Source organism: Burkholderia sp. BCC1988 (assembly GCF_905339895.1).
In the GTDB taxonomy this organism is placed as follows: domain Bacteria; phylum Pseudomonadota; class Gammaproteobacteria; order Burkholderiales; family Burkholderiaceae; genus Burkholderia.
In genome coordinates this window covers 376,379-401,264 of sequence record NZ_CAJPHA010000002.1, presented here as the reverse complement: position 1 = coordinate 401,264, position 24,886 = coordinate 376,379, and the positions used below count along the sequence as shown (strand labels likewise).

Genomic DNA, 24,886 nt, shown 5'->3' with positions numbered 1-24,886 from the left:
GGTCTACCATAAGCGCTCGTCGCCGTTCGGGCGCGCGCCGGCGCGGCATGCGGCTTGCGCGTGGTCCCTTCCCACGTTGAACCAGCGCAGGAGGACGTCATGACGCAACACTTCGATGCGATCGTCATCGGCACGGGCCAGGCCGGGCCGCCGCTCGCCGCGCGGCTCGCCGGCGCCGGCATGAAAGTCGCGATCGTCGAACGCGGCCGCTTCGGCGGCACCTGCGTGAACACCGGCTGCATCCCGACCAAGACGCTGATCGCAAGCGCCTATGCGGCGCAACTCGCGCGGCGCGCGGAAGAATACGGCGTGTCGGTCGGCCCCGTCAGCGTCGACATGAAGGCCGTGAAGGCGCGCAAGGACCGGATCTCCGGCCGCTCGAACCACAACGTCGAGCAATGGGTGCGCGGGCTCGACCACACGACGGTGTTTCAGGGTCATGCCCGATTCGAGCGGCCCGATGCGGTGCGCGTGGGCGACGACGTGCTCGAGGCCGAACGCATCTTCATCAACGTCGGCGGACGCGCGCAGATCCCGCCGATGCCGGGCCTCGACTCGGTGCCCTATCTGACCAACTCGACGATGATGGACGTCGACTTCCTGCCGGAGCATCTCGTGATCATCGGCGGCAGCTACGTCGGGCTCGAATTCGGCCAGATGTACCGCCGCTTCGGCTCGAAGGTCACGATCGTCGAGAAAGGCGCGCGCCTGATCCATCGCGAGGACGAGGACGTGTCGCAGGCCGTGCGCGAGATTCTCGAGAACGAAGGCATCGACGTGCAGCTCGACGCGAACTGCCTGAGCGCACGGCGCGACGGCGACGGTGTCGCGGTCGGTCTCGACTGCACCGGCGGCCGCCGCGAGGTCGCGGGCTCGCACCTGCTGCTCGCGGTCGGCCGGGTGCCGAACACCGACGATCTCGGGCTCGAGCGGGCCGGCGTCGCGACCGACGCGCGCGGCTACATCACGGTCGACGACCAGCTGCGCACCAGCGTGCCCGGCATCTGGGCGCTCGGCGACTGCAACGGGCGCGGCGCGTTCACGCATACCGCGTACAACGACTACGAGATCGTCGCGGCCAACCTGCTCGACAACGATCCGCGCAAGGTGTCCGACCGCATCAACGCGTACGCGATGTACATCGATCCGCCGCTCGCCCGCATCGGCATGACGCTCGCGGAAGCAAAGCAGACCGGCCGCCGGCTGCTGGTCGGCACGCGGCCGATGACGCGCGTCGGCCGCGCGGTGGAAAAAGGCGAGAGCCTGGGTTACATGAAGGTGATCGTCGACGCGGACAGCCATGCGATTCTCGGCGCGTCGATCCTCGGCGTGACCGGCGACGAGGTCGTGCACGGCATGCTCGACGTGATGGCCGCCGGCGCGCCGTACACGACGATCAGCCGCACGATGCACATCCACCCGACCGTGTCGGAGCTCGTGCCGACCTTGCTGCAGGATCTGCATCCGGTCGAATGAAGGATCGCGGAAACGGGCGTGCATCCTGCGCGCCCGTCATGCACGCGCGCTGCACCCTGCCCATCCGGCCCCGTCACGCGGCGCCGTGCCATTGCAAACCGCACTGATCGCCAGTCGAATATTTAATTTTCACCTGGACGAGCGCGCCTTTACCCTTTCGGCATCGCATCACAGGGCCACCGGCCCCCTCTGGAGCATTCCGATGACCGACCCCGGCACCGCGCAAGCCGTTTCCCGCCCGCATGCGGCTTCCGTGTCCTATGGCGCGCTCGCGCTGCTGGTGCTGGCCGGGCTCAACCTGCGTCCGTTCCTGACCGCGTTCGGCCCCGTGCTCGACCTCGTGCGTGCCGACACGGGCCTCGGTTTCCGCGCGGCGGCGCTGCTGACCACGCTGCCGTTCGTGCTGATGGGTGTCGTCGCCGGCCTCGGCGTCGGGCTCGCGCGGCGCGTCGGCGAGCAGCGCGCGCTGCTCGCCGCGCTGGCGTTGATCGCCGCGGGTTGTACCGCGCGCCTGTGGAGCGACGGCAGCACCGGACTGGCCGTCACGGCAATCGTCGCGGGTGCGGGCGTCGCCGTGGTGCAGTCGCTCGCGCCGGGCCTCGCCAAGCGCTGGTTCGTCGACCGGCTGCCGCTCGCGATGGGCCTCTATTCGGCCGCGCTGGTCGGCGGCGGTGCGTTCGGCGCGGTCGCGAGTCCGTGGCTCGCCGCGCACGGCGGCTGGCATCTGTCGCTCGCCGTGTGGGCCGTGCCCGCGCTCGTCACGCTCGCGCTGTGGCGCGCGAAGGCGCCGCGCGACGCGCTGCATGCGGCGGCGGCATCGGCGCCCGTCGCCGCGTTCGTACGCATTCCGCGCGCATGGCAACTCGCGCTGTTCTTCGGCCTCAGCAACAGCGGCTATGCGAGCCTCGTCGCGTGGCTGCCCGCGTTTTATCGCAGCGTCGGCATGAACCCGCAGGCGAGCGGCAACCTGCTCGCGTGGATGGCGCTGTTCCAGGCGGCCGGCGCGCTCGCGATGCCGATGTTCGCGAAACGTTCGCACGATCGCCGCCCGGTGCTGTGGCTCACGCTCGCGCTGCAGACGGCCGGCTTCGCCGGCTTCGCGACGATGCCCGCGCTCGCGCCGTGGGTGTGGGTCGCGAGCGTCGGCATCGGGCTCGGCGGCTTCTTCTCGATGAGCCTGATCGTCACGCTCGACCACCTGCCCGATGCGCGGCTCGCGGGTGCGCTCGCCGCGTTCGTGCAAGGCGTCGGCTTCCTGACCGTCGCCGCGAGCCCGTGGTTGATCGGCTGGCTGCGCGACGCCGGCGGCGGCTTCGCGATCGCGTGGTGGATGCATCTCGGCGTGATCGCGTCAATGGCCGCGCTGAACGCCACGTTCTCGCCCGCCGGCTACCGGCGCAGCATGGCGCGCGTCACCGGCGCCGCGCGCTGATACCGCACCACCGGATTCCCTGATCCGGACGATCGCCGGCCACTTGCGGCGCTCGTCCAGCCGCCCGCGCATGGCCGGGCGCGGGCCGTCACGCCCATCGGCCGCACCTTCGCTTCACCCCACAACGACATCAATCGGTAAGGAGACAATCATGAAAAAACTCGTCATCGCCGTCGCGCTCGCGCTGACGGCCGGCGCCGCCGCCGCGAAAGACCCGGCCGTCCTGCGCCTCGGCGTCGATCCCAGCTACGCGCCGTTCGAATCGCTCGCACCCGACGGCACGCTCGTCGGCTTCGACATCGATCTCGGCAACGCGATCTGCGAACGCATGAAGGTGCGCTGCGTGTGGGTCGAGAACGCCTTCGACGGGATGATCCCGGCGCTGAAGGCGCGCAAGTTCGACGGCGTGCTGTCGTCGATGAGCGTGACCGAGAAGCGCCTCGCGCAGATCGCGTTCACCGACAAGATCAACAACGTGCCGCCGCGCCTCGTCGCGCGACGCGGCGCGAACCTGCAGCCGACGGCCGAGTCGCTGGCCGGCAAGAGCGTCGGCGTCGAACAGGGGTCGACGCAGGAGACCTATGCGCGCACGTACTGGGAACCGAAGGGCGTGATCGTGCGCACGTACCAGACGCAGGACCTCGTCTATCAGGATTTGATTGCCGGTCGTCTCGACGCGTCGCTGCAATCGTCGGTACAGGCCGATCTCGGCTTCCTGAAGACCGCGAAGGGCGCGAACTTCGCGTTCGCGGGGCCGCCGCTGCATGATCCGAAGACGCTCGGCGTCGGTTCGGCGATCGGCGTGCGCAAGGACGACGACGCGCTGCGCACGCAGATCAACCAGGCGCTCGCCAGCCTGATCCAGGACGGCACGTATCAGCGGATCGCGAAGAAGTATTTCTCGTTCGATATCTACAACTGACGGACTCGGCCGGTTGCGGCCGCTGGCCGAAAGGGGGCGGCGCATGCGAGTGCGACGCCCCTTTCTTCTTTTCCGGAACCGGTTCGTCAACTCCTTTCGACCCACGCCCGGCGCAATGGCATCGACCCATCGTCTGACGGCGGCTTCGCTATTCGCAATCACCGACGAAGTGCCACCTGTTCAGCGACAGGCACGAAGCTTGCGCCTCGCGCCCGCTCGCCTGTTCGAACGGCGAGCGCGCGTCGCTTCGCGGCTGCCGCGATGCGTGATCGGCTGGCCAGCGCCGCATTCAATAACGAAGGAGACGTTGTCATGGACGAGACGAATGCATATCGCCGCTACGATCGCCGCCGCTTTCTCGCCGGCGTTGCCGCGGTGGCCGGCAGTGTCGCACTGCCGGGTTGCGGCGGCGGAGGGGACGGCATATCGGCCGTGGACGGCAATGCGCGCGCCCCATCGATCGGCGACACGCCGTCGCCGAACGGCGGCAATCGTTACAGCCTGCCGCGGCCGGCGTTGCCCGATCCGGCGAGTTCCGGCATCGACCACATCGTGCTGGTCACGATGGAAAATCGATCGTTCGACCATTTCATGAGCTGGGTGCCGGGTGCCGAGGGGATGCCCGCCAATCGGCAGTTCAGGGACGCGTTCGGCGGGACCAACGCACCGTTTCCGCTGTCGGCCAATCCCGCCTACGGCTATCAGGCATGCGCGTACCACGACCCGAACCACACCTACCAGGGTGCGCGCACGCAACTGGCTTCGGGCGAGATGAACGGCTGGCTCCTGACGCCCGGGACGAGCCTGACCCAGGGCGACCTGCTGCCCATCGGTTATTACACGTCGGCCGACCTGCCGTTCTTCAGCGCGGCGGCAAGCAGCTACACCATCGGCGACTTCTACTTCAGCGGCGTGCTGACCAATACGTTTCCGAATCGCCTCTACCTGCACAGCGGCGCCACCGACCGCCTCACCGATACCCCCGACAATTCGTCGCTGCGCACGATCTGGGACAACCTGAGCGACGCCAGCATCGGTTGCAGTTACTACTACCACGACGTGCCGTTCACCGCGCTGTATGGCACGCGCTATCTCGGCATCTCGCATGTGTTCGCGGATTTCCTGTCGAGCGCGGCGGCGGGAACGCTGCCGCCGTTCTGCATGGTCGACCCGGTTTTCGCGGGCGAGTTGCAAGGTGCGTCCGCGGACGACCATCCGCATGCGGACATCCGCGACGGGCAGGCGTTTCTCAACCAGGTGTACGACGCGCTGCGCACGAGTCCCACCTGGAACCGCACGCTGATGATCGTCGTCTATGACGAGTGGGGCGGTTTTCTCGAGCACGCGGTGCCGCCGATCCGGCCGATCAGCAACAACGAGCTCGCGCTCGGCAACGACGGCAAGCTCGGCTTTCGCGTGCCGCTCGCCCTGCTCGGCCCGCGCGTTCGGGCAGGCGCGGTGACGCGCTACCCGTTCGACCCGAGCTCGATTCACGCGCTGCTGCAATGGCGTTTCGGGTTGAAGCCGCTCGGCGTGCGCGGCAGCGATCCGGCGACCTTCAATCTCGCTTACGCGCTCGATTTCAACGACGCGCCGCGCACGGACGCGCCGGCGTTCACGGTCCCGCAAGGTCCGTTCGGCGGAACGTGTCCGGGGACGACCGCGCCGTCGTCGCCCGGTTCGGTTACCGGCGTGGATCCGTCGCAAATGGCGGCCAATCCGGCGGCCAATCCCGCAACCAATCCGGCGGTCGACCGCTTCGCCGAGTTGCGCGCGAAGGCTGCGGCACTGGGGTTCAGGACCGGAGGCTGACGGCCGCGTGGAGGCGGCGGTCGACACACGATACGGCGACAGGCGAGCGATGGCCGGGCATCCGTAGGGCAATACCCGGCAGTTCGCCACGCATCAGCGCGATCTGTCGATCGCCGAGATCCGGTCGTGACTGGGTGATGGCAACTAGCAGATGGCCGGGGCCACGGACAATTCGCGTGCATCCCGAGCGGCGCATGCGACGTGGCCTCGACGATCGGCGCGGCGCGCTTCACGCGCGCGCATCCACCGTCCGTCCCCCGCTGTCGCAATCATTCAGATTCGCGTCGCGTGCAGATAAAACCTCCTCACCCGGCCCGCCGTTAACCCGTTCGCAGTCCCGGCGCCCCGTCTTGCAACGCGGCGCCCGTCGTCGTTCGTGATCCGGAATCCACATCCGCCGTCGGCCGCCCGTCGGGCCGCCGGCAAGGGAACGTCATGCGAAAACTCACCATCCGCGGCGGCCTCGTCGCGACCGTCGCCGGCTATACGGCGCTGCTCGTCCTGGTCGTCGGCGCGTGCATCGCCGCGCTCTACGCCGGCAACGGCTCGCTCGAAGCAATGTACCGCGATGACACCGCGTCGCTGCTGCACCTGAAAACCAGCTCGGAGCGCATGCTCGTGCTGCGCGAACGCGTCAGCGACGTCGCGCAGATCATCAGCGCCGGCCAGCCCGCGAAGGCGGAAATCGCGCAGCTCCACACGCTCCTCAAGCAGAGCGACGACGAACTGGACGCGTACTCGCGGCTGCACGCACGCGACACCGACGAGCAGGCATTGTTCGATACGCTGCAGCAGCGCCGTCGCATGTTGCTCGATCAGGTTTTCCTGAAAGCGATGTCGCAACTCGACCACGACAACGCCTTCGACTTCCTCGACACGCACCGCACCGCGCCGCCGGCCCTCTTCACCGCCTACCAGGAAGCGATCGATGCGCTCGAATCGTTCCAGGTCGCACGCCAGAAGGCGCGCTACGACGCGGCCGGCGAACGCTTCCACCGGATCGTGTGGGCCATGGCGGCGGTCGCCGCCTTCGCGCTGGTCGTCGGCTTCCTGGCGCAGCGCGTGCTCGCGAAGGCGATCATCGCGCCGATCCATCTCGCCGTCGCGCATTTCGACAGGATCTCGAAAGGCGACCTGACCGGCGCGGTCGTCATTCCGGGCGAAAACGAAATGGCGTATCTGTTGAATGCATTGAAGCGCATGCAGGACGGCCTCGTCGAAACCGTGAGCCAGGTGCGCGCGAGCACCGAGACGATCGTCGGCGACGTGCGCACGATCGCGAGCGGCAACGTCGACCTGTCCGCGCGCACCGAGCAGCAGTCCGTCTCGCTGCAGCAAGCCGCGGCGAGCGTGGAGCAGCTGACGGCAACCGTACGCCAGAACGCGGACAACGCACGCGATGCGCGCACTTACGCCGAGGGGGCGGCCGGCATCGCGGCAAAAGGCGGAGACGCGATGCAGCGCGTCGTCGAGACGATGTCGGCGATCTCGCACAGCTCCGCGCGGATTTCCGGCATCGTCGGCGTGATCGAAAGCATCGCATTCCAGACCAACATCCTCGCGTTGAACGCCGCCGTCGAAGCGGCACGCGCGGGCGAACAGGGACGCGGTTTCGCCGTCGTCGCGACCGAGGTGCGGGGGCTCGCGCAGCGCTGCGCATCGGCGGCAAAGGAGATTCGCGAACTCATCGGCAATTCCGCGCAGCGCGTCGAAGACGGCAGCGGTCTCGTCGCGCTCGCCGGTTCGGCGATGACCGAGCTCGTCGTCGCGGTCGAGCGCGTGAACGCGATCATGGGCGAAACGAGCATCGCCTTCGACGAGCAGTCCGCCGGCATCGAGCAGGTGAATGCCGCGGTCATCCAGATGGAGCAGACGATGCAGCGCAATGCCGCGCTGGTCGAGGAAGCGGCCGCCGCGGCGTTGTCGCTCGAGGATCAGGGCGCGCGGCTCAGCGATGCCGTCGCGCAATTCCGTCTGCGAGAAGCGGCGGCGGCGTGATGTAACGGCCCGTGGCGGGCTGGCCGGCCCGTCACGCCACCCGGGCCGCAGCCCGGTGTCGTGACGGGAAACAGGTGGATCGCCGGTGTGCGGTGTGCTGTGTGTGACTAGACCGCCCGCTCCAGCAGGTCGGTTGCGAACGACTTCGCATGCTCGACAGCCTCCTGCGCATCGGGGAATACACCGAGCTGCTCCCAGTGCTCTTCGGCCGCGTAGGTTCCCCTCACCGCCAGCGCCCGCTGAACGCGCAACTGCGCCGCGTATTTACCGTCGTCCAGTGGCCGGGCCGTCGCGACGACCTTGTGCGGCGGGCTCGCTCGCTCCGGCTGAACCAGCTCGACGGAGCCATCGGCCGTGCCGATCGCCATCAACTCGTTCCTGGCCTTGCAGTCCGGGCAGTAGAAGCACCATCCCGCATCATCCTGGCGAGACTTGACCTGCCCGCGCGCCAGCACGGCACGACATTCAACGTTTTCGCAGATGAACGGCATAGCTGTCTCCGAAGTTGTTTGAGAGAAATCCTAGCATGTCCGTCGGCGGCGAAACCAGAAAAAAAGCCGGCCCCGAAAGGACCGGCCTCGCCGACATCGCACCGCGCAAATGCCTGCCCGCGCGGCCTCGCTCAGTAGTGACTGCGCCCCCACAGCGTCTTCGGTTCGTCGAGCAGGCGACGCAACCCGCTGCGCTCGATCATCGTCTCCGCGACTTCCATCACGCGCTCGAGAATCGCGTTCTCGTCGACCGACAGCACGCGCCGATCCTCCATCAGCACGCGGCCGCCGACCATCGTCATGCACACGTCGGCCGCGTTCGCGAAACACGTGACGCGATACACGGGCATGTTCATCGGCATCATGTGCGGGCGGAACAGGTCGACGAGGATGAGGTCGGCGAGCTTGCCGGCTTCGAGCGAGCCGATCTCGTGATCGAGCGACAGCGCCTTCGCCGCGTCGATCGTCACCATCTCCAGCACCTTGCCGTGCGGCAGCACGTCGGGGTCGCGGAAATGGCGGCGATGGTAGTGCATGCACTGCCACATGTGACGGAACATGTCGTAGCCGCGATCTGGCGCCGCGCCGTCCGACGCGATCGCGACCGTCACGCCCGCATCGATCAGCTCGGGCACCGGGCAGCGGCCGATGATCGACATGATCGCGCTCGGGTTGTGGACGATCGCGGTGCCGGTTTCCACGCACGCGGCGATGTCGGCGTCGGTCAGGTCGATGCTGTGCGACATGAACGACGTCGGGCCGAGCAGTCCGAGCTCGCGATGCGCGAACGCGAGCGTGCCGGCGCGGTGCCCGTCCTGCGTGAACGTCAGGCCGCGCTCGCGCGCAAGCGCGCCGTAGCGTGCGGCCTGATCGCGGAAATCCCGCTCGTACTGCACGAGCTCCGGGTCGTGCTCGGGCCCGTACACCGGCAGCGTGATCGCGATCCGGATTCGACCGTCGGCGTCGCCGTGGCATTCGTCGACGATGCGTTCGCACACGTCGTACATCGTGTCGAAATCGATGTCGCGCGTGTCGCTGCAGTCCGGCGCGTGGCGCGTGTATGCACGCGGCGCGGGCGGGCGCGACGGGCCGACGGCCACGATCGAGCGCGTGCCGGTGCGCACCACGGCATCGCAATGACGCCGCGCGTAGACGGGATCGTCGACGCGCATGATCGAGTTGCCGCCGCCGAGCAGCGACACGCCCGTCGTCACGCCGGCCTTCAGCCGTTCGAGCGCCGCGAGATGCGATTCGGTTTCCCAGAACGCCTCGTCGGATGCACGCGTGTAGATCGTCTCGGCCGCGGCCGACCACGCATCGCCGTCCGCGCCGCCGATCGTGCGCAGCATCGCGTGGCCCGCGTGCGCATGCGCATCGATCAGGCCCGGCAGCACGGCCTTGCGGCGTGCGTCGATCGTGCGCGCGGCACGGAAGCGCGCCTGCAATTCGGCGGTGTCGCCGACGGCGACGATGCGATCGCCCGTCACGGCAACCGCGCCGTTCTCGATCACGCGCCGCTGCGGGTCCATCGTGATCACGCAGCCGTTCGCGATCAGGGTGTCGATCGCTTCACGCCGGTCGTCGGTCTTGTCCTCGGTCATCATCGTTTCGGTGTCCTGTTGTAGTTAGAAGGGGCCGGGCGCCGCCGCACGGAAAAACCGCCGGGCAGTCGCCCGGCGGTTCGGCGGCGGCACGCCGATCGGGTCGTCACGCGGAGCGGGCCGGCGCAGCCACGCGCGCCTTCAGCTTGCGCTGCGCCGCGCTGATCGCGATGAACACCACCGCGTTCACCGCGAGTGCGACGAGCCCGGGGTTGATCGACGTCAGCGTGCTGGATGCGCCGGGGAACAGCGACGCGAGCGTCACGCCGTAGTAGTTCGTCAGCGCGATCACGATCGCACCGGCGACGATCCCCGCGAACGCGCCTTCCCGCGTGCCGAACGGTCGCTTCAGGAAGCTCAACGCGAGCATCGGCACGAGCTGCGTGAGCAGGCTCGACGAGAAGATCGCGAGCGTGACGAAGGTGGCGCCGCCGCGCAGCACGAAGTAGACGACCACCAGCGTGAAGATCGGCAGCGCGATCCGCGCGACGCGCGTCACCTCGCGGTCGGTCGCGTTCGGCGCGAAGCCTTCGCGGTAGATGTTGCGCGCGATCGTCGTCGAGGCGTTCAGCATGATCAGCGAGCCCGGCACCAGCGCGGTCAGCAGGCCCGTGCCGCCGACGATGCCGACGAACCACGCGGGGAACGTCTGCTTCACGAGACGCAGCAGCGCGAGATCGGTCTGCGCGCCTTCGAGCCCGTGCACCGTCATCACGGCCGCGAAGCCGACGAGGAACAGGAACGCGATCAGCACCTGGTACAGCGGCATCAGGATCACGTTGCGGCGCAGCGCGCGTTCGTCCTTCGCGACGTAGATCGCGGTGAAGCCGTGCGGATACAGGTAATAGCCGAGCGACGTGAGCAGGATCGTCGAGTTGTACCAGCTCAGGTTGAAGCCGTGCTCGGGCATGCGCAGCAGTTCGGGATGCACGGCGTCGATCTTCGCGAACATCTCGCCGAGGCCGCCGTAGTAGTGCATCGGCAGGTACAGGCCGAGGAAGATCGCGATCGCGAGGATCAGCACGTCCTTGAAGATCGCGATGCTCGCCGAACCGTGGATGCCCGACACGACCATGTACACGGCCATCAGCGTCGCGGCGATCCAGATCGCGGCCGCTTGCGGAATCAGCCCGTACGACATCTCGGACACGATCACGCCGAGGCCGCGCAGCTGGATCATCAGCAGCGACACCATCGCGAACACGGCCACGACCGACACCAGCACGCCGATTGCGCGGCTGTCGTACTTCGACGCGAAGTAGTCGGCGAACGACACGAGCCCGCGCTCCTTTGCGTAGCGCCACACCGCGGGCAGCATCCAGTAGCCGATCACGAACGCGAGGCAGCCGTACGACAGGATGTAGAACGCGGGCACGCCCTTGCTGTAGGTCCAGCCGCTCGCGCCGAGGAACGAGAACGTCGAGAACGCCTCGCCGGCCATCAGCAGGAACGTGAGCAGCGAGCCGAAGCCGCGCCCGCCGACCGCCCACTGTTCGAGCGTGAGCTTGCGGCCGCGCCGCGCCATCACGCCGATCGCGAGCGCGAACACGGCGAACGCCGCGATGATGATGATCGAGGCGTTCATCGCGCGTCTCCCGTGCGGCCGTCGCGGGCCGCGTCGCGCTCGTCGAGGTGGAACAGGATCGCGAGGATCGCGGCGGTCGCCGCCATCCAGATCAGGTTCCACACGAGCAGGAACGGCAGGCCGAACAGCAGCGGCCGCACCTCGGCGATCGAGCCGCCGGTGTACATCCCGACGAACGGCAGCGCCGCCAGCAACAGTCTGAATTTCATCTATGTCTCCTCCGGAAGACGCGCGAACGCGTCAGCGCATCAGAACTTCTGGCGGATGCCGACCACCACCGCCACCTGCGACGTCGTCGACGACGGCCCGTCGGTCCCGTCGATCCACGCGTGGCCCACGCCCGACGACGCCTTCTGGTAGAAGCCGTTCACGTACACGTCGGTGCGCTTCGACAGCAGGTACTGCAGGCCGGCCGACACCTGCTGGTAGTGACCGTCGTCGGCGCCGCGCGCGACCTTCGTATAGGTGTAGCCGGCCGCGGCCATCAGCGCGGGCGTGATCAGGTAGCGCACGCTGCCTTCGTAGTTGTTGAAGCGCAGCGCACCGCCCGTCGCCTGGCCGAAGTTCGAGCCCGTGTACAGCAGCCCGAGCGTCGCCGCGCCGATCGTGTAATTGCCGCCCGCGCCCCAGATCTGCTGGCGCACCGCGCTCGACAGGCCGGCGCCGAACACCGACGCCGAGCCCGGGTAGTAGTTGTCGGACGCAACGGCGCCCGTCGCGCTGGCCGCCGGATGGTTCACGCGCGCATAGGCGGCGCCTGCGTTGAGCGGCCCGTGCGTATAGGTGATGCCGGCGCTCCACGAGTTGTCGTTCGAGAAGCCCGTCGAATTCGAGAACCCGTACATCAGGTTCGCCTGCAGGCCCGCGATCGTCGGCGACACGTACTTGACCGCGTTGTTGGTGCGGAAACTATTGTTGATGTCGTCGTTGTCGAACGGGTGCGTCGAGTACTGCGCGAGGAAGCTGCTCATCTGCAGCGAGCCGAGAATGTCCTGCGTCGAGTTGTACTGGCGGCCGAGCGTCACCGCGCCCCAGTTCGCGCCGCTCAGGCCGACCCACGCGGAGCGGCCGAACATCCGGCCGCCCTGCCCGAGCGCGCCGTTCGCGACGTTGAAGCCGTTCTCGAGCCGGAAGTTCGCCTTCAGGCCGCCGCCGAGATCCTCGCTGCCGATCAAGCCCCAGCGCGGGCCCGATTCGTTGCCGCCCGTGAACTGCCACAGCGCATGACCCTTCGAATTGTTCGTGTAGGTCACGCCGGCGTCGACGATCCCGTACAGCGTTACCGTCGACTGCGCGTGCGCGGCGCCGGCGACCATCATCGCCATGGCCGCGCTCATGCACGCGACGCCCGTCTTCCTGCTCATCGTTCGCACCATCTCCGTCATCTCCTCTCCAAACCGTCTTGTCGATGTTGTGTTTTGTTGATGCTGGCCATACGCGCCGGTCGGCTTGTATAGACAGTGGCTGGATGGTATCCAGCCGCAGTCGCATCAAGAAATGAAATGTTCAACTGGGCGGCAGTTGAAAATCGAATGGAGACGAACGAAGGGGAAACGGGCGGCGAATGCGCGCGTCTGCAAGCCGATAGAAAGCGTGGAAGCCCGCCGGACGCGGCGCATTCTGCTCAGACATGAATGGCTCGCGTAAGCAAGCTGACGAAACGGTAACGCGCGACGCGCCTATGCGGTTTTCCCGGATAGACCGTGCATCGGCCGCCGCAACGCGGCGTCGAACGGATTCGTGCGCGGGCCGATCGCATCGGCCTGGCGCCGGAGCAGCTCGACGACCATCGGCATCCGGTCGTCGCCGAGCCGCGACGCCAGCGTGCCAACGCTCAGCGCGCCGACCGGGTAGCCGGTGCGATCGAGGATCGGCACCGCGACGCCGGCCATCCCGTCGAGCACGCCGCTGTTGCGGCCCGCGTAGCCGAGCTCGCGCACGCGCTCGATCTCGGTGCGCAGGTAGACCTCGTCGAGCACGCCGTAACCGCGAATGCGCGGTACGTTGAAGCGGATCACTTCCTCGCGCTCGGCTTCCGGCAGGAACGCGAGGATCGCGAGGCTGCCCTGCCCGACGCCGAGCGCAATGCGCCCGCCGATGTCCCCGGTGAACGAACGGATCGGGAACGGGCCTTCGCACAGATCGAGACACACCGCGTCGAAGCCGCTCTTCACGAGCAGGAAGATCGTCTCGCCGAGGCTTGCGCACAGCCGCAGCAGCGCAGGCCGGCACAGCGTGCGCATGCTGCTCGGGTTGCCGGCCAGCGCGGCGAGCGCGAAGAAGTCGACGCTCAGCCGGTACAGCTTCGACTGTTCGTCCTGCTCGACCATCCCTTCGGCGATCAGCGATTGCAGGATCCGGTGCGCGGTGCCCTGCGTGAGGCCGACGGCCTTCGCGAGGTGCGTGACGCGCACGCCGTCCTGCTGCATGCCGGCCAGCGCGCGCAGGATCGCGAACGCACGCTGCAGCATGCCGGTGCCCGGCGCGCCGGCCGCATCGACGGCGGCGTCCTCGTCCGCGGCCGGCATGCGTACGGCACGCGACGTTCCGGGCGAATGCGGTTCCTGCATGCGGATTCTCCTCGATGATTTCATTGAACGGAATACATCAGCTGCCATTGTCGTGTCGCCAAAATGCGCGCGGCATCCGGGTGTGCACGGGATTGACGCGCGTCTTTCACCACCTGCCCGCCCTTCATTCAACGGAACGATTTGCCGGCGACTCGGCAAAGCATTCCGTTCATTGGAATTTTTCTGAAATTCATCTCGTTGAGCAGAATTCCAAATTGACGCTCCGAAATATGGCTGGCTAGAGTCCGCGTCAATGACGCACCGGCCATGCGGTGTGCGAACCCGGAGTGCTCCATGTCGTTTCTCACGCTTACGGATCTGACGAAATCGTTCGGCGCGCTCACCGCCGTCGCCGACGTCAACCTGTCGGTCGAACAAGGCGAATTCGTGTCGCTGCTCGGGCCGTCGGGCTGCGGCAAGACCACGACGCTGCAGATGATCGCCGGCTTCGTCGACGTCACCCGCGGCCGCATCGCGCTCGACGGGCAGGACATCACGTACATGAAGCCGAACCGCCGCGGGCTCGGCATCGTGTTCCAGAGCTATGCGCTGTTTCCGCACATGAGCGTCGCGGAGAACGTCGGCTTCGGGCTCGACATGCGCGGCGTCGACAAGGCGGAGCGCGCCGAGCGCATCCGCGCGGCGCTCGCGCTCGTGCGCCTCGATGCGCTCGCGCACCGCTTTCCGCGTGAATTGTCCGGCGGGCAGCGGCAGCGCGTCGCGATCGCGCGCGCGGTGGTGATCGAGCCGCCGGTGCTTCTGCTCGACGAGCCGATGTCGAACCTCGACGCGAAGCTGCGCGAAGAGATGCAGTTCGAACTGCGCGCGATCCAGCGCAAGATCGGCACGACGACGATCATGGTCACGCATGATCAATCGGAAGCGCTGTCGATCAGCGATCGCGTGGTCGTGATGGAAGCCGGCCGCATCACGCAGACGGACACGCCGTACCGCGCGTACGAACGCCCGGAGAACCACTTCGTGTCGCAGTTCATCGGCAAGGCGAACCTGCTGCCCGGCAAGATCGTCGCGCACGACGGCGACGCGATCCGCATCGATCTCGGCCACGATCTCGCGGAGACCGGCCGCACCGCGCACCTGCCGGCGCGCGAGCGCGACGTGCGCATCGGCGATGCCGTGTCGGTGTGCATCCGTCCCGAGAAGCTACGACTGTGCGCACCCGGCGCGGGCCGCTTCGCCGCGACCGTCACGAGCCGCTTCTTCCTCGGCAGCCAGTGGCTGTACCGCGTCGACAGCGCGCTCGGCGAAGTGCTCGTGTGCTGCCAGAACGAAGGCGCGGAGCCGCTCGCGGAAGGCGCGCCGGTCGGCGTCGACTGGCACAGCGACGCGGTGCGCGTGATGCGCCGGGAGGCCTGAATGCGACAGCCTACCCGTCCGCTTTCGACCGACGGCGCGCCGGCCGGGCTCGCGCCATCGGGCGCGGCCGACGCCGTGCCGCTCCGCACCGCCGGCAGCGTTGCGCTGCGCGCGACGTGGCGTGCGCACGCGCCGCTGTGGCTGATGTGCGCGCCCGCGTTCGCACTGTTCGCGGCGCTCGTGCTCGTGCCGCTCGCGATGACCTTCGCGCTCACGTTCTACCGTTACGACCCGGCCACAGGTCCGATCGCCGCCTTCCAGCTCGGCAACTACGCGGAGGTGCTCGGCTCGTCGTACTTCCACACGATCTTCGCGCGCACGTTCGGCATCGCCGCGCTGACCACCGCGATCTGCGTCGCGATCGGCACACCCGAAGCGTACGTGCTGTCGAAGATGCGCGATCCGTGGCGCTCGCTGTTCCTGCTCGTCATCCTTGCTCCGCTGCTCGTGTCGGTCGTCGTGCGCGCGTTCGGCTGGAGCATGCTGCTGAACACGAGCGGGCTCGTGAACCAGGCACTCGGACTCGTCGGCCTCGGGCCGTACAAGCTGGAATACACGACGTTCGCGATCGTGATCGCGCTCGTCCACGTGATGCTGCCGTTCATGGTGATTCCCGTCTGGACGGCACTGCAGCGGCTCGATCCGCAGACCGAGCACGCGGCGCTGTCGCTCGGCGCGTCGCCGTTCACGACGCTGCGCCGCATCGTCGTGCCGCAGCTGATGCCCGGCGTGCTGTCGGGCAGCCTGATGGTGTTCGGGCTGTCGGCGAGCGCCTTCGCGATTCCCGGCCTGCTCGGCGGACGCCGCCTGAAGGTCGCGGCGACCGCCGTCTACGACGAATTCCTCGGCTCGCTGAACTGGCCGCTCGGCGCGACGATCGCGGTGCTGTTGCTGGTCGCGAACCTCGTCGTGATGCTCACCTACTACCGCGTGCTCGAACGCCGCTACGCGCGCAGCCTCGGAGGCGCTTCCCGATGAGAAAGAACGGCCCCATTGCGCTGGCGTTCCATACGCTCGTGATCCTGTTCGTGCTCGCGCCGCTCGCGATCGTTGTGCTGGTCGCGTTCACGCCCGACGAAACGCTGACGCTGCCGACGCACGGCCTGTCGCTGCGCTGGTTCCGCGCGATCCTCGACTATCCGGACTTCGTCACCGCGTTCGTCAACAGCGTGAAGCTCGCGTTCGCGTCGGCGACGCTGTCGCTCGCGATCGCGTTGCCCGCCGGGCTCGCGATCGGCCGCGCGACCTTTCCCGGCCGCGCGTTCCTGAACGGCCTGTTGCTGTCGCCGCTCGTGATTCCCGGCCTCGTGCTCGGCATCGCGCTGCTGCGCTTCTTCGCGCTGATCGGCGCGACCGGCTCGTTCGCGTGGCTGGTGCTCGCACACATGATCGTCATCACGCCGTTCGTGATGCGGCTCGTGCTCGCGTCCGTCGCGGGCCTCGACCGCAGCATCGAACAGGCCGCATGCTCGCTCGGCGCCGATCCGTGGACGACTTTCCGCCGCATCACGCTGCCGATGATCCTGCCTGGCATCACCGGTGGCTGGCTGCTCGCGTTCATCAACAGCTTCGACGAGCTGACGATGTCGATCTTCGTCACGTCGCCGCAGACGGTCACGCTGCCGGTGCGCATGTACATGTATGCGACCGAATCGATCGATCCGATGATGGCGTCGGTATCGGCGCTGGTCATCTTCACCACCGCCGGCGCGATGCTGCTGCTCGATCGCGTGTACGGCCTGAACCGCATCCTGATCGGCCAACACTGATGACGACCTTCGTTTCCCGCTCCACCGACAACGCGGACGACGGCGCGCAATTCGTGCGCGTCGCCGAACGCGAGCGCGCCGCCGTCGCGTTCACGCTCGACGGCCGCCCCGCGCAGGCGCTCGCCGGCGACACCGTGCTCACCGCGATCCTCGTCGCGCAGCGCCGCGTGCGCGTGAGCGAATTCAGCGGCAAGCCGCGCGCGGGCTTCTGCCTGATCGGCGCGTGCCAGGACTGCTGGGTCCGCACCGAGGCCGGCGCCCGCGTGCGCGCATGCTCGACGCCGATCGCCGATGGCATGCGGATTCTCACCGGCGCGCAGCCCGCCACGGCCGGAGACGCATCATGAGCGACGCACTGCGACCGGTGATCGTCGGCGCGGGGCCGGCCGGCGTGCGCGCGGCCGAGGCGCTGGTCGACGCGGGGCTGCGCCCCGTCGTGATCGACGAGAACGCGCGCTGGGGCGGGCAGATCTATCGCCAGCCGCCGGCCGACGGCGCGTTCGCGCGCGGCAAGCGCGTGCTGTACGGCTTCGAGGCCGCGAAGGCCGATGCCGTGCACCGCACGATGGCCGCGTTGCTGCCGCACATCGACTATCGGCCGAACACGCTCGCCTGGGCGTGCGGCGCGGGCCGCGTCGACACGCTGCAGGACGGCCGCGAAACGACCGTACCGTTCTCGCATCTGATCATCGCGAGCGGTGCGACCGATCGCATGCTGCCGGTACCGGGGTGGACGCTCGCGGGCGTCTATACGCTCGGCGGCGCGCAGGTCGCGCTGAAGGCGCAGGGCTGTGCGATCGGCAGCCGCATCGTGTTCGCGGGCACGGGGCCGTTGCTGTATCTCGTCGCCTATCAGTACGCGAAGGCCGGCGCGCAGGTCGCGGCCGTGCTCGACACGAGCCCGCTGCGCCGGCAGGCTGCCGCGACGCCCGCCCTGCTGCGCATGCCGTCCACATTCGCGAAGGGGCTGTACTACATCGGCTGGCTGCGCGCGCACGGCGTCGCGATCGAAACCGGCGTCACGCTCGAGCGCGTGCTCGGCGAGCGGCACGTAACGGGCCTCGCATGGCGCGCGGCCGGCGGCGACGCGCCGCCGCGGATGCTCGACTGCGATGCGCTCGGCCTCGGCTTCGGGCTGCGTTCCGAGACCCAGCTCGCGGATCTCGCCGGCTGCCGGTTCCGTTTCGATCCGCTCAACCGCGCATGGCTGCCCGAACGCGATGCGGCCGGCCGCACGTCGGTGCGCGGCATCTACGTGGCGGGCGACGGTGCCGGCATCGCAGGCGCCGACGCGGCCGAGGCGTCCGGGCGACGCGCGGCGCTCGCGCTGCTCGCGGATGCGGGAATCGCGATGCCGTCGTCGTCGCCGTCGCTGGCCGGCAAGCCCGATGTAGCGACGCTCGATCGCACGCTCGCCCGACTCGGCGCGTTCCGTGCCGGCCTCGAAGCGGCGTTCGCGCCGCCCGCCGCACTCGCCGCGCGCTGCCCGGACGACACGATCGTGTGCCGCTGCGAGGAAATCGACGCGGGTACGCTGCGACGCTGCATCCGCGGTGGCGAAGCGACCGAGCTGAACCGGCTGAAGGCGCTGACACGCGCCGGGATGGGCCGCTGCCAGGGCCGCATGTGCGGCGACGCGACCGCACTCGTGCTCGCCGCGGAAACCGGCCGCGCGCTCGCGGACGTCGGCCGGTTGCGCGCGCAACCGCCGGTGAAACCGTTCCCGATCTCCGCCGCACTCGCGGGCGACGATGTCGCGGCGATTCCCGACGAGGCACGCGATGAGTGAACGCCGTCACTACGACGTCGCGATCGTCGGCGGCGGGCTCGTCGGCGCTTCGGCTGCGCTGGCGCTCACGCGGCACGGCTTGCGCGTCGCGCTGTTCGAGCGCCGCGACTGCGGCGCGCAGGCAAGCGGCGTGAACTACGGCGGCGTGCGCTGCCAGGGCCGCCCCGCCGAACAACTGCCGCTCGCGCTGCGCGCGCGGCGCATCTGGGATCGCCTGCCCGAGCTGGTCGGCATCGACGGCGAATTCGTCGTGTCGGGTCATTTGCGGCTCGCGCGCAGCGACGCCGATCTCGATGCGCTCGATGCCTACGCGACGCTTGCCGGCGAGCACGGCGTGCCGTTGCAGGTGATGCGCGGCGACGCGTTCCGCCGCCGCTACCCGTGGCTCGGCCGCGCGGCGGTCGGCGGCTCGCTGTGCGCGACCGATGGGCACGCGAACCCGCGCGTCGTGTCGCCCGCGTTCGCACGCGCGGCCCGCGCAGCGGGTGCCGACGTGTTCGAGCACACGCCGGTCGACGACGCCCGGCACGACGGCACGCGTTTTCATGTCGTTGCGGGCGGCCGTGCGTTCAGTTCGACGTGGCTGATCAACTCGGCCGGCGCATGGGCGAACACGATCGCCGAGCGCTTCGGCGAAGCCGTGCCGATGGAGCCGATCTACCCGAACATGTGGGTGACCGAACCGCTGCCGCCGTTCATCACGCACAACCTCGGCGTGTACGGCGGCGGCGTGTACGCCCGGCAGGTCGCGCGCGGCAACTGCGTGATCGGCGGCGGGCGCGGCCGCGGCGACGGCGAGTTCGGCCAGCCGTCGGTCGACACGACGCGCGCGGTGATGCGCGATGCGTGCGCGCTGCTGCCCGCATTGCGCGACGCGCTGCTGATCCGCACGTGGAGCGGCGTCGAAGGCTGCACGCCCGACCACAACCCGATCATCGGCGCTAGCCGTACCACGCCGAACCTGCTGCATGCGTTCGGCTTTTCCGGCGGTGGCTTCCTGCTCGCGCCGGGCGTCGGCGAAGTGCTCGCCGAGCTCGTCACAATCGGCGAAACCGCCACGCCACTCGATGCATTCTCGATCGGCCGCTTCTTCCCCCAAGCCGCGCCGACCGCCCCTTTCCGTCAAGAGGAGACCCAACGATGAAACTGCTCGGAACGATCGCGGCGGCTGCCGCCCTCTGCCTCGCAGGCGCCGGCGCGCCGGCGTTCGCGCAAACCAAGACGATCTACGTCGGCATGAACGGCGGCCCGATGGAAAAGGCCTATACGAGCCAGGTGCTGCCCGACTTCGAGAAGGCGAACAACGTGAAGGTCACCGTCGTGCCCGGCACGTCGTCGGACGTGCTCGCGAAGCTGCTCGCGAACCGCAACAAGCCGCAAATCCACGTCGCGTTCCTCGACGACGGCGTGATGGCGCGCGCGGTCAGCCTCGGCGCGTGCCAGAAGCTCGACGATTCGCCGGTGCTGAAGGAGCTGTATCCGTTCGCGCGAATGAAGGACGACGTCGGCGCGGGCGTGCAGCTCGGCATGACCGGCATTGCGTACAACAAGAAACTGTTCGCGGAGAAAGGCTGGGCGCCGCCGACGTCGTGGATGGATTTCGCCGACCCGAAATACAAGGGCAAGGTCGTGTTCCAGTCCGCGTCGAGCAGCACGTTCGGGCTGCACGGATTTCTCGCGATCAACCGGCTGCTCGGCGGCAGCGAACAGAACGTCGAGCCCGGCTTCAGCAAGTGGGCGAGCACGGTCGGGCCGAATGTCGTCGAGTACATCCCGAACTCGGCGAAGATCTCCGAGATGGTGCAGACCGGCGAGGCCGGCCTGTTCCCGCTGACGCCGACCGGCGTCGGCGACCTGCAGGACAAGGGCATTCCGGTCGCGTATGCGAACCCGAAGGAAGGCCCGGTGCTGCTGCTCGTCGACCTGTGCGTGGTCGCGAACAACCCGGACCCGCAACTGGCCCAGAAGCTCGCGCAGTTCCTGCTGTCCGCACCCGCGCAGACGAAGGCGGCCGAAGCCGGCAAGCAGATCCCGACCAATCGCCTCGCGAAGATGCCCGCTGCGATGCAGCAAAGCCTTGGCAACGTCGACGATCTGGTGCGCAAGTTGACGGTGGTCGACTGGACGGCGATCAACGCCCGCCGCGCGCAGTGGGACACGCGCTGGAACCGGCAGATCGAGCGGTGACGGGCACCGGCGTGCGCGGGTACGGCCGTGCGCGCCGCGACCATCATTTGCGGGAGTGATGACACTCCCCTTTTTCTGCGGATTTGACCGGGGCGGCGGTGCCGACAACACTAGCCCGCAGTGCCGCATGCGTTCGAGAGACGGCACGCACCCGCCCCCTTCAGAGTCCGCCATGTACCCGACCGACACCATGCAATCCCCGAGCGCCGCCCGGCCGCTCGCCGACCGGCAGCTTCGCCGCATCGTCATCGCCTCCGTCGCCGGCAACGCGATGGAGTGGTACGACTTCTTCGTCTACGGCACGGCCGCCGCGCTCGTGTTCGGCCACGTGTTCTTTCCGCCCGGCGCGTCGCCGCTCGCGGGCAGCCTCGCGGCGTTCGCCGCGTTCGCGCTCGGCTTCGTCGCGCGGCCGCTCGGCGGGATCGTGTTCGGGCATGTCGGCGACCGCTACGGCCGCAAGGCGTCGCTCGTGTGGACGCTGCTGATCATGGGCGCGTCGACGTTCGCGATCGGCCTGCTGCCGACCTATGCGCAGGTCGGCCTGTGGGCGCCAGCGGCGCTCGTCGTGCTGCGGCTGCTGCAAGGCATCGCGTCCGGCGGCGAGTGGGGCGGCGGCGTGCTGATGATCAGCGAGAACGCGCCGCCCGAGCAGCGCGGCTACTACGCGGCGTGGAGCCAGCTCGGCGTCGGCGGCGGCTTCGTGCTGTCGTCGGCCGCGTTTCTCGCCGCCCAGGCGCTGCCCGACGACGCGTTCCGCACGTGGGGCTGGCGGCTGCCGTTCCTCGCGAGCATCGCGATCTTCGCGATCGGCATCTACATCCGCCGCCACCTGCCGGAAAGCCGCGACTACGAGCAGGCCGGCAAGCGCGGCGCGCACACGCACTTGCCGATCGTCGAATGCATCCGCCGCCATCCGAAGGAAATCCTGCTCGCGATGGGGCTGCGCGTCGCCGAAAACGGCGGTGCGTACATCTTCCTCGCGTTCTCGCTCGTCTACGGCAAATACGTCGGCATCCCGAACGGCGTGATGCTGACCGGCGTGATGATCGCGATGATCGTCGAAATGGGCGCGATGCTCGCGTGGGGCCGGCTGTCCGACCGGATCGGCCGCAAGCCCGTGTACCTGATCGGCGCGCTGAGCCTCGTCGCGTGCGCGTTTCCGTTCTTCTGGCTGCTCGACACGCGCGCGACGCCGCTCGTGTGGCTCGCGCTGACGGTCGGCACCGCGGTGAGCCACGGCGCGATGATCGGCACGCTGCCCGCGCTGGTCGGCGAACTGTTCAGCACCGAGGTGCGCTATTCGGGCGTCGCGCTCGGCCATGAAGTCGCGTCGATCTTCGCGGGCGGCATGTCGCCGCTGATCGCGACCGCACTGCTCGCGCGCTATCACGCATCGTGGCCCGTGTCGCTGTTCCTCGTGGCGCTCGGCCTCGTGACCGTCGCGACGCTGTGCGTGATGCGCGAGACGCGCGGCGCGCCTGCTGCCGACACGCGCGGCGACGCGGCATGAGCGTAGCCGCCGCGCACGCGACGCTTCCGGCCGGCGAACGACACACCGGTTTGCGGTACCGCATGCACGCGTGCGCGGCGCGACGATCGCACCCGGCCGCGACGACCGCGCTATGCGTCGGTGCTGCGCCGCACGCCGCCGAACTCGGGCGCCAGTCCCAGGTGGTCGAGCAGCCGCGCGAATTCGCCGAGCCGCTGCCGCATGTAGGCCGGCACGTCGACCTGCGCATAATCGTGGAACCCGGCGCCGCTACGCACGCCGTCGCGCCCGGCCGCCATGTTGCGCACGACGCTGTCGGCCGGCGCGAAGCGCGGGCCGATCTCGCCGGCGAGATACGTCGACGCGTAGTACAGGATGTCGCAGCCGCCCCAGTCGATGAACTCGAGCAGCCCGAGCACCGCGAAGCGCGGGCCGAAGCCGGTGCGGATCGCCGTGTCGATGTCCTCGGCGCTCGCGACGCCCTCTTCCACCATGCGTGCCGCCTCGTTCATCGCGAGCGCCTGGATGCGCGGCACGATGTAGCCGGGCGCCGGCCCGCAGATCACCGGCTTCTTGCCGACGCGTTCGAGCAGCGTGGCCAGTGCGTCTACGACCCGCTGATCGGTCGCGTCGCTGCGGCTGATCTCGACGAGCGGCATCAGCAGCGCCGGGTTCAGCCAGTGCGCATTCAGCATCCGTTCGGGGTGCGCGACATGGCGCTGCAACTCGGTGACGACGAACGTCGACGTCGTCGACGCAATCGTTGCGCGCGCATCGACATGTGCGTCGAGCCAGCGCAGCGCGTCGGCCTTCGCGTCGAGTACCTCGGGCAGCGCTTCGAACACGATGCCGGCGTCGCGCAGCGCGGGCGCCGCGCCCTCACGCGCGACCAGCGCGATGCGGGCGACGACGGCCGCGGCCTGGTCGCCATCGATCCGGCCGAGTGCCTCCTGCGCATGCAGCGGCCGCGCGATCTCGCCGCGCGTGCGATCCTCGAATACGCGCCGGCCTTGCGCATCGCGCGGCTTGAAGTCGATCAGCGTCACGTCGAGGCCCGCGAACGCAAAGACGAGCGCGATCCCCTGCCCCATGCGTCCCGCGCCGAGCACGTGCACGCGCGTCACGTCAGCGGCGGGCGTCATGCGGCGTACCCCGCATCGAGCAGCGCGCGCATCGCGTCACGCGACAGCGCGGCGAGGCCGAGCGCCTCCAGCGTGCGCCCTTGCGCATACAGGTCGCGGCCGGTCACCGCCGACGCGACGCTCAGCAGCCCCTGCGCAACGGGCGTCGGCACGTCGGCCCAGCGCCCGCACGACACGATGAAGGACAGCCCGAGCCGGGTGTCCTCGAGCATGTAGCGATGCGTGCGCAAATCGATCTTCTCGCGCCAGTCGCCGCTGTCGGTCAGCTTGCCGTGCGCGCCGCGCCCGTACATCCATTCGTCGCCGTCGGTCGCGTAGTGGTCCGCCAGCGGGAAATGCGGCGCGCGGTAGCCGAGTGCCTCGCGCACCGCGATGCGTTCGGCATCGAGCGCATTCGTCACGCGGCGGATCGACGGCTGCGTGCCTTCGTTGTGGATGTCCCACGCGTCGAAGTGTTCGAGCGGCCCGGCGTTCATCAGGATCAGCGGCGGATGAATCACCGGGCCCGCGTTCATCAGCGCGCCGGACAGCGCATCCTCGACCGGCTCGACCGACGGGTAGCCCGCGCGCAGCACGTCGAACGCCCAGGTCGCCGCGTTCGCGGGAAACACGCCGGTCGGCAGGCGCGTCGCATACGCGCTGATCACGACCGCGTCGTCGCCATGCTTGCGTACCAGGTACGGCAGCGTGCCGGTCTCGGCAAAAGCGACGCGCGCGCGGTTGCCGGCATCGGCCGCCGCACGCGCGAACACGACGCTGCCGAACGTGCCGGGCGGCAGGAACACGACCTGGTCGTCCTCGAGCAGGGGCGCGACCTGCGCGGCGAGCGCATCGTGCGAGACGGCCGGCAGCGGCACCACGACGAGCCGCGCGCCGCGCAGCGCGGCCGCGAGATCATCGCTCAGGCGGATCGCACCGCGCGCGTCGCCGAGCGGCACGGCACGCCTGCCGCGACAGTCGGTCACCTGCAACGCGCCGAGCTCGCGCAGCCGCGCATGCGGTTCGCGGTCGCGCCGCCACCACGTCACGTCGTGGCCCTTCTCGAACAGGTCGATCGCGGCCGCATGGCAGCCGTGGCCGCCGCCCAGTACACATACCTTCATCGTCGTCTCCCGGTGAGTGAGTGTTGCCGAGACTACGCGGCGGCGCGCATCGCGTCGCTTCAAAACGCGCAACGGCGCGCCCGTTCGCGCAACGCAATCGCGGCGATGCGCACGACGTCGCATCCATCCGTCCGACACGAGGC

Annotated in this window: 21 protein-coding genes; 13 read left to right on the top strand and 8 right to left on the bottom strand. The window is 68.9% G+C overall.

Annotation, left to right across the window (positions count from 1 at the left end; all coding sequences use genetic code 11):
- The first annotated feature begins 99 nt into the window (after positions 1-99).
- The 5 genes from U4012_RS04720 to U4012_RS04700 all read left to right on the top strand — a co-directional run bounded on the left by U4012_RS04720 (position 100) and on the right by U4012_RS04700 (position 7,640).
- Entirely contained in the window at positions 100-1,476 is a 1,377-nt protein-coding gene (locus U4012_RS04720; RefSeq protein ID WP_257770876.1) for an FAD-containing oxidoreductase, read from the top strand.
- A gap of 202 nt (positions 1,477-1,678) precedes the next feature.
- Entirely contained in the window at positions 1,679-2,908 is a 1,230-nt protein-coding gene (locus tag U4012_RS04715; RefSeq protein ID WP_321796570.1) for a cyanate transporter, read from the top strand.
- Between the two features lie 151 nt (positions 2,909-3,059).
- Positions 3,060-3,830 carry an ABC transporter substrate-binding protein gene (locus U4012_RS04710; RefSeq protein WP_124571153.1) on the top strand — a complete coding sequence of 257 codons (771 nt, stop codon included), beginning with the start codon at positions 3,060-3,062 and terminating at the stop codon, positions 3,828-3,830.
- Positions 3,831-4,142: 312 nt separating this feature from the next.
- Complete coding sequence (locus U4012_RS04705; protein ID WP_321796568.1) at positions 4,143-5,642, top strand: alkaline phosphatase family protein; 1,500 nt, start codon at positions 4,143-4,145, stop codon at positions 5,640-5,642.
- A gap of 435 nt (positions 5,643-6,077) precedes the next feature.
- The gene (locus U4012_RS04700) at positions 6,078-7,640 is read left to right on the top strand and encodes a methyl-accepting chemotaxis protein (protein WP_321796565.1); all 1,563 of its coding nucleotides are present in this window, start codon (positions 6,078-6,080) and stop codon (positions 7,638-7,640) included.
- A gap of 107 nt (positions 7,641-7,747) precedes the next feature.
- On the opposite strand, the gene U4012_RS04695 is transcribed toward U4012_RS04700, so the two are convergent.
- From U4012_RS04695 to U4012_RS04670, 6 genes are all read right to left on the bottom strand, one after another.
- Positions 7,748-8,131, bottom strand: a complete 384-nt coding sequence (locus U4012_RS04695; protein ID WP_044845339.1) for a hypothetical protein — start codon at positions 8,129-8,131, stop codon at positions 7,748-7,750.
- Between the two features lie 131 nt (positions 8,132-8,262).
- Positions 8,263-9,735, bottom strand: a complete 1,473-nt coding sequence (locus tag U4012_RS04690) for an amidohydrolase family protein (protein ID WP_321796562.1) — start codon at positions 9,733-9,735, stop codon at positions 8,263-8,265.
- A gap of 103 nt (positions 9,736-9,838) precedes the next feature.
- Positions 9,839-11,317, bottom strand: a complete 1,479-nt coding sequence (locus U4012_RS04685) for a sodium:solute symporter (protein ID WP_321796560.1) — start codon at positions 11,315-11,317, stop codon at positions 9,839-9,841.
- Positions 11,314-11,526 (bottom strand): DUF3311 domain-containing protein, encoded by a 213-nt coding sequence (locus tag U4012_RS04680; RefSeq protein WP_124528938.1) that lies wholly within the window; start codon positions 11,524-11,526, stop codon positions 11,314-11,316. The genes U4012_RS04685 and U4012_RS04680 overlap by 4 nt, the downstream gene beginning before the upstream one ends.
- Before the next feature lie 39 nt (positions 11,527-11,565).
- A complete protein-coding gene (locus tag U4012_RS04675; protein ID WP_374692682.1) occupies positions 11,566-12,654 on the bottom strand; it encodes a porin in 1,089 nt (362 codons plus the stop codon).
- A 342-nt stretch (positions 12,655-12,996) separates the two neighbouring features.
- Positions 12,997-13,887: an IclR family transcriptional regulator gene (locus tag U4012_RS04670; RefSeq protein WP_044845343.1), complete on the bottom strand. Its 891-nt coding sequence runs from the start codon at positions 13,885-13,887 to the stop codon at positions 12,997-12,999.
- 294 nt (positions 13,888-14,181) lie between these two features.
- On the opposite strand from U4012_RS04670, the gene U4012_RS04665 reads away from it, so the two are divergent.
- The 8 genes from U4012_RS04665 to U4012_RS04630 all read left to right on the top strand — a co-directional run bounded on the left by U4012_RS04665 (position 14,182) and on the right by U4012_RS04630 (position 22,519).
- Positions 14,182-15,264, top strand: coding sequence for an ABC transporter ATP-binding protein (locus tag U4012_RS04665; protein ID WP_321796556.1), 1,083 nt, complete (start codon positions 14,182-14,184; stop codon positions 15,262-15,264).
- Complete coding sequence (locus U4012_RS04660) at positions 15,265-16,242, top strand: ABC transporter permease (protein WP_321796554.1); 978 nt, start codon at positions 15,265-15,267, stop codon at positions 16,240-16,242.
- Positions 16,239-17,033: an ABC transporter permease gene (locus tag U4012_RS04655; RefSeq protein WP_321796551.1), complete on the top strand. Its 795-nt coding sequence runs from the start codon at positions 16,239-16,241 to the stop codon at positions 17,031-17,033. The genes U4012_RS04660 and U4012_RS04655 overlap by 4 nt, the downstream gene beginning before the upstream one ends.
- Positions 17,033-17,380 carry a (2Fe-2S)-binding protein gene (locus U4012_RS04650; protein ID WP_257770904.1) on the top strand — a complete coding sequence of 116 codons (348 nt, stop codon included), beginning with the start codon at positions 17,033-17,035 and terminating at the stop codon, positions 17,378-17,380. The genes U4012_RS04655 and U4012_RS04650 overlap by 1 nt, the downstream gene beginning before the upstream one ends.
- Entirely contained in the window at positions 17,377-18,822 is a 1,446-nt protein-coding gene (locus U4012_RS04645; protein ID WP_321796546.1) for an NAD(P)/FAD-dependent oxidoreductase, read from the top strand. The genes U4012_RS04650 and U4012_RS04645 overlap by 4 nt, the downstream gene beginning before the upstream one ends.
- The gene (locus tag U4012_RS04640) at positions 18,815-19,966 is read left to right on the top strand and encodes an FAD-dependent oxidoreductase (protein ID WP_321796544.1); all 1,152 of its coding nucleotides are present in this window, start codon (positions 18,815-18,817) and stop codon (positions 19,964-19,966) included. The genes U4012_RS04645 and U4012_RS04640 overlap by 8 nt, the downstream gene beginning before the upstream one ends.
- Positions 19,963-21,009 (top strand): ABC transporter substrate-binding protein, encoded by a 1,047-nt coding sequence (locus U4012_RS04635; RefSeq protein WP_321796542.1) that lies wholly within the window; start codon positions 19,963-19,965, stop codon positions 21,007-21,009. The genes U4012_RS04640 and U4012_RS04635 overlap by 4 nt, the downstream gene beginning before the upstream one ends.
- Positions 21,010-21,181: 172 nt before the next feature.
- On the top strand, positions 21,182-22,519 hold the full coding sequence (locus U4012_RS04630) for an MFS transporter (RefSeq protein WP_044845351.1): 1,338 nt from the start codon (positions 21,182-21,184) through the stop codon (positions 22,517-22,519).
- Between the two features lie 110 nt (positions 22,520-22,629).
- On the opposite strand, the gene U4012_RS04625 is transcribed toward U4012_RS04630, so the two are convergent.
- Both U4012_RS04625 and U4012_RS04620 read right to left on the bottom strand, forming a co-directional pair.
- Positions 22,630-23,640 (bottom strand): 3-hydroxybutyryl-CoA dehydrogenase, encoded by a 1,011-nt coding sequence (locus U4012_RS04625; RefSeq protein ID WP_321796538.1) that lies wholly within the window; start codon positions 23,638-23,640, stop codon positions 22,630-22,632.
- The gene (locus U4012_RS04620) at positions 23,637-24,743 is read right to left on the bottom strand and encodes an NAD/NADP-dependent octopine/nopaline dehydrogenase family protein (RefSeq protein ID WP_321796536.1); all 1,107 of its coding nucleotides are present in this window, start codon (positions 24,741-24,743) and stop codon (positions 23,637-23,639) included. Before U4012_RS04620 ends, U4012_RS04625 begins: the two co-directional genes overlap by 4 nt.
- Positions 24,744-24,886 lie beyond the last annotated feature (143 nt).